We start from the raw sequence: 4,713 nt of genomic DNA, 5'->3' as shown, positions 1-4,713 counted from the left end.
CTGGCCCACCCCTGAAGGGTCCGCCGCTCGGCCCCGGTGAGCACGAGCGGCAGACTCGGCTTACCTGCCATACCTCCATGACACCGCAGGTCCCATGAGATCGCAGATCTCCGGACCGGGACACTAGGCGGCGGTGGCCACGGCCGTGCCGGTCTCGGTGCCGCCCCGCCCACCCTCCAGCCGGGTGGCTGACGGGACGAGGGCGGTCTGCCGCGCGAGCGGGGCTGCCATACCAGGCAACGGCGGCACCGGGGCGGCCCCGCCCTGGACGGTGGGGTCCGTCCCGCCCGACGCCGTGCCCTGTCCCGGCGGCGAGCCGGGGAACGCGCCCCCGCCCAGCCCGCCGCGCCCCGTCAGGCCGCCCGCTCCGCCCGGCGGCTGGCCCTGACTCTGGCCCTGACCCTGGCCCTGACTCGGAATCTGGCCCTGGGTCTGCCCCTGGCCCTGGCCGGTGGCCTCCTCGACGATCGCGGTCGCGGTCGCGGTGGCCGTCGACGGGGTGCCGTCGGCCGGATCGTCATCGGGCACGGTCGCGGTGACCCCGACGGTGTCACCGACGTCGACGTCGCCGATCCCACCCGTGCCGCCGTCCACGAGCGTTTCGTCCGTGACCGTGTAGGTCGCGGTGAAGCCGTCCGTACTGCGCACCGTGACGGCGGTGGGCTGCACTGTCGTGACCTCGCCGGACTGGGTCCGGACGGTCGTGTAGCCGCCGGAGCGGTCCGCGGTGACGTACTCCCCGTGCAGCGAACCGGTGCCGGTGCCGCCCGCCGTCACCGCCGATCCGGCCGGGTTCATGGCCTGGAACGGCCCGCCGCGCAGGCCGCCGGGGCCGCCGCCGGCTCCGTCCGAGCCGAGGCTGCTGGCGTTGACCGCGGCCGCCGCGCCGACGGCGAGAGCGAGCGCGATGGCTCCGGCCACGGCCGTCCGGCCCAGGCTCCACCGGGGCAGCGCACCCGAGGCCACCCGCGGCGGCGGGCTCACGCCGGGCACCGGCGCGCCGGGAGAGGCAGCCGCCCGGGACGAGGCCTCGCCCGGGGCCGACCCCGACCCCGACCCCGGCCCCGGCGACGGCGGCGGCGGCCCGCTCCAGGCCGGCGACCCGGTCCAGCCGGGCGTTTGGGAAGCCCCGCTTCCAGCCGCGTGGCTCCCGGTCGCCTGCGGCGCCGGCCATGTGCCCGCCTGCGGCGGCCCGTTCGTCGACGGCGGCTGGGGATTCCCTCCCGCCGGTGACGGGGGCGCCCCGCTCGACGGCGAGGACTCGGGCGGGTCGTCGGGCCCGACGTGGCTCATGTCCGAACTCCTCGTCCCGGCGGGTCGGTCGCCGCCGTCGGGAGGAGATTTCGCCGATAACCTGTGCGCAGCCTGTGACGACGCTGAGCGCTGGTTATGTGCCCACCGCAGCGGGCCGGCCACCGCGTCGCCCGCGCGGGCGCACAGCCAACCCACAGGAGATGTTCAGGAAGCCCACAGGAATGCATTCCATGCTGACGGAATGCAGCCGTCGAGCCCCCGCATTCTGGTCGTCGACGACGAGAACACGCTGTCGGAGCTGCTGTCCATGGCCCTGCGTTACGAGGGCTGGGAAGTGCGCACCGCGCAGGACGGGCGCGGCGCGCTGCGCGTAGCCCGCGACTTCCGGCCGGACGCGGTGGTCCTCGACATCATGCTGCCCGACATGGACGGCCTCGAGGTGCTGCGCAAGCTGCGCGCGGACAGCCCCGAGGTACCGGTGCTGTTCCTCACCGCCCGCGACGCCGTCGAGGACCGGGTGGCCGGCCTCACCGCCGGCGGCGACGACTACGTCACCAAGCCGTTCAGCCTGGAGGAGCTCGTCGCGCGCCTGCGCGGGCTGCTGCGCCGGCTGCACCGCTCGACGATCTGGGACGGCGCCGTGCTGGTCGTCGGCGACCTCATCATGAACGAGGAGAGCCGCGAGGTCACCCGGGCCGGCCGCGAGATCCGCCTGACGGCGACCGAGTTCGAGCTGTTGCGCTTCTTCATGCACAACCCGCGCCGGGTGCTGAGCAAGGCGCAGATCCTGGACCGGGTGTGGAACTACGACTTCGGCGGCCAGGCGAACGTCGTCGAACTGTACGTCTCCTACCTGCGCAAGAAGATCGACGCCGGCCGCCCCGCCATGATCCACACAATGCGCGGCGCGGGCTACGTACTCCGGCCGGCGACCTGACCGGGCCCGTGACGATGACCGGCCCCACGGGCCCCACGGGCACCGCCGGCCCCACGGGCCCCACGGGCACCACCGGCACCCACCGGCGGCGCGGCCCGGCCGGCTGGTCGCTGCGTACCAGGCTGCTCGCGCTGCTCCTCGCGCTGCTCGCCGTGATGTCCACGGTGATCGTCTTCGTGACGGCGGTCGCGTTGCGCGGGGTGCTCGTCCAGCAGCTCGACGACCGGTTGGAGGACGCGAGCCGCCGCTGGGGGCTGACCAGCCAGGCCGGACCGATCATGCTGCCCGGCTATGGAAACGCCGGCCCCGGGGGTGCCGGAACTCCCAGCCTGGCCCAGCCGCCCACGCCGGACCTGACCGCCGACGAGCGGGTGGACTGGTTCCTGGGCTTCCGCGGTCAGCCGTCGGGGACCCTCGGCGCGGTCTTCAAGCTGCGGGATCCCGACACCACCACCCAGAGCTCGGCGCGCGAGGCGCTGCGGGGCGCGCCACCGCCGGGATCGGCGGCCCCGGACCTGACCTCCCTGATCGAGAGCGCCGCCGTCGCCGTCATCGACGACAACGGCGACGTGCAGCCGCTCACCGGCGTGGACGCCGCCGTGGTGGCCCAGATCCCGCTCGACGGCCAGGAACACACCCGCGCGATCGCCGACCAGGGCGACTACCGCCTCATCGCCCACTTCGACCCCAACGGGCAGACGGTGCTCGTCACCGGCGTGCCGATGAACGAGGTCAGCACGACCCTGACCGAGGTCGGGATCGCCGGCGCGATCGTGGCGGCGCTGGGGGTGCTGGCCGCGGGCATCGCGGGCGCGGCGATCATCCGGGTCACGCTGCGGCCACTGAACCGGGTCGCGGCGACCGCGAGCCGGGTGGCCGAGCTCCCGCTCGACCGGGGAGCCGTCGACCTCATGGCGGTGGCGCCGGACGTCGACACCGACCCCCGGACCGAGGTCGGGCAGGTCGGCGCGGCGCTGAACCGGATGCTCGGCCACATCGGCGCGGCCTTCTCCGCCCGGCACGCGAGCGAGACGCGGATGCGCCAGTTCCTCGCCGACGCCAGCCACGAGCTGCGCACACCGCTGGCGGCGATCAGCGGCTACGCCGAGCTCACCAGGCGCACCCGCGACACCGTCCCGCCGGACGTCGCCTACGCGATGGGCCGGGTCGAGTCCGAGAGCGCACGGATGACCGCGCTCGTCTCCGACCTGCTGCTGCTGGCCCGCCTCGACTCCGGACGCCCGCTCGTGCAGGAGACCGTCGACCTCTCCCGGCTCGTGGTGGACGCGGTCAGCGACGCCCACGTGGCCGCGCCCGAGCACCGCTTCGAGCTGGACCTGCCCAGCAGGCCCGTCGCCGTGGCGGGCGACCCGGCCCGGCTGCACCAGGTCCTCGCCAACCTGCTCGCCAACGCCCGCACGCACACCCCGCCGGGCAGCCGCGTGACGGCCCGACTGACCGTCGAGCCGGAACCCTCCGCTCCGGGGCCTTCCGGTCCCGCGGCGAACGGGCCGGGCGCGGACCGGCCGTCCGCGGTGCTCTCGGTGATCGACGACGGGCCGGGCATCCCGGACGCGCTGCTCCCGAAGGTGTTCGAGCGCTTCGCGCGGGGGGACAGTTCGCGTTCCCGCGCGGCCGGCAGCACCGGGCTCGGACTGTCCATCGTGGCGGCGGTGGTCGAGGCACACCATGGACGGGTCGCGGCCGCGAGCCGCCCCGGCCGCACCGCCTTCACCGTGGTCCTACCCCTGGACACCCCCGACCCGGGCACCCCGGACCCGGGCGCCCTCGACCCACCGGGCACCATCGACGGCTGCGCGCCCGACGCCGCCGATCCCGCCGTGACGGCCGCGGGGACCCGTCCTCACAGGTGATGCACCGGTGGGGCACTGTCCCACCCGGAGGTCGGGCAGTCGCCCTCGTTCGGTGAGCAGTTCCTCGGCCTGACGGCGCTAGGCTGATGTGGCGGGTTCAGGCCTGCCGGGTCTCCTGAGGGGACGTGCGCCATCGCTGCGGAGATGATCGCTCCTGCCTGGATGCATCAGCAGATCACGGCGGAGCAGTACGACTCCTGGTCCGAGGAGCAGTGCGCGGGCATCGAGATCGTGGACGGAATGGTCGTCGTAAGTCCCAGCGCGGCCAAGCGTCACAACCGGCTGATCAAGATCCTCGCGGTCGCCCTGGAGTCGGCGGCCGGGCCGGACTGGAACGCGGACTTCGACTTCGACGAAGTGATCGCCAGCGAGGCGGGCGCGGCCTAGGTGCCGGTACCCACAGGTGATGCACAGGTAGGGCACAAGGTCGGGAAAGGTCGACGTCCGACCCTGATCCTTATGCCGACCTCACCGACGCCGTCACCGCCGACCGACCAGTTCGACCATGCGGCCTACGCGAGGGCTGACCGTGCGGCCTACCCGAGGGCTGACCACGCGACCTACGCGGGGGCTGACCACGCGACCGTTCCGGGCACGCACTGGCCCGCCGGTGCTCCCGGGCGGGCCAGTGCGTGCCCGGAACGGTCG

At 74.4% G+C, this 4,713-nt stretch carries 3 protein-coding genes and 1 pseudogene; 3 read left to right on the top strand and 1 reads right to left on the bottom strand.

Features of this window, described 5'->3' with window-relative positions; genetic code table 11:
- Positions 1-123 precede the first annotated feature (123 nt).
- Positions 124-984, bottom strand: a complete 861-nt coding sequence (locus FMEAI12_RS18435; RefSeq protein ID WP_146776727.1) for a hypothetical protein — start codon at positions 982-984, stop codon at positions 124-126.
- A 511-nt stretch (positions 985-1,495) separates the two neighbouring features.
- On the opposite strand from FMEAI12_RS18435, the gene FMEAI12_RS18430 reads away from it, so the two are divergent.
- The 3 genes and pseudogenes from FMEAI12_RS18430 to FMEAI12_RS18420 all read left to right on the top strand — a co-directional run.
- On the top strand, positions 1,496-2,191 hold the full coding sequence (locus tag FMEAI12_RS18430; RefSeq protein WP_112106990.1) for a response regulator transcription factor: 696 nt from the start codon (positions 1,496-1,498) through the stop codon (positions 2,189-2,191).
- Positions 2,192-2,205: 14 nt separating this feature from the next.
- A complete protein-coding gene (locus FMEAI12_RS18425) occupies positions 2,206-4,065 on the top strand; it encodes a cell wall metabolism sensor histidine kinase WalK (RefSeq protein ID WP_112106989.1) in 1,860 nt (619 codons plus the stop codon).
- 132 nt (positions 4,066-4,197) lie between these two features.
- Positions 4,198-4,419: pseudogene (locus FMEAI12_RS18420) on the top strand (Uma2 family endonuclease); the annotation flags it as partial.
- Positions 4,420-4,713 lie beyond the last annotated feature (294 nt).

Origin of the sequence: Parafrankia sp. Ea1.12 (assembly GCF_900465275.1) — a bacterium.
Lineage (GTDB): Bacteria > Actinomycetota > Actinomycetes > Frankiales > Frankiaceae > Parafrankia > Parafrankia soli.
The sequence above is the reverse complement of the archived record's forward strand: the minus strand, read 5'-3'. Positions and strand labels throughout refer to the sequence as shown.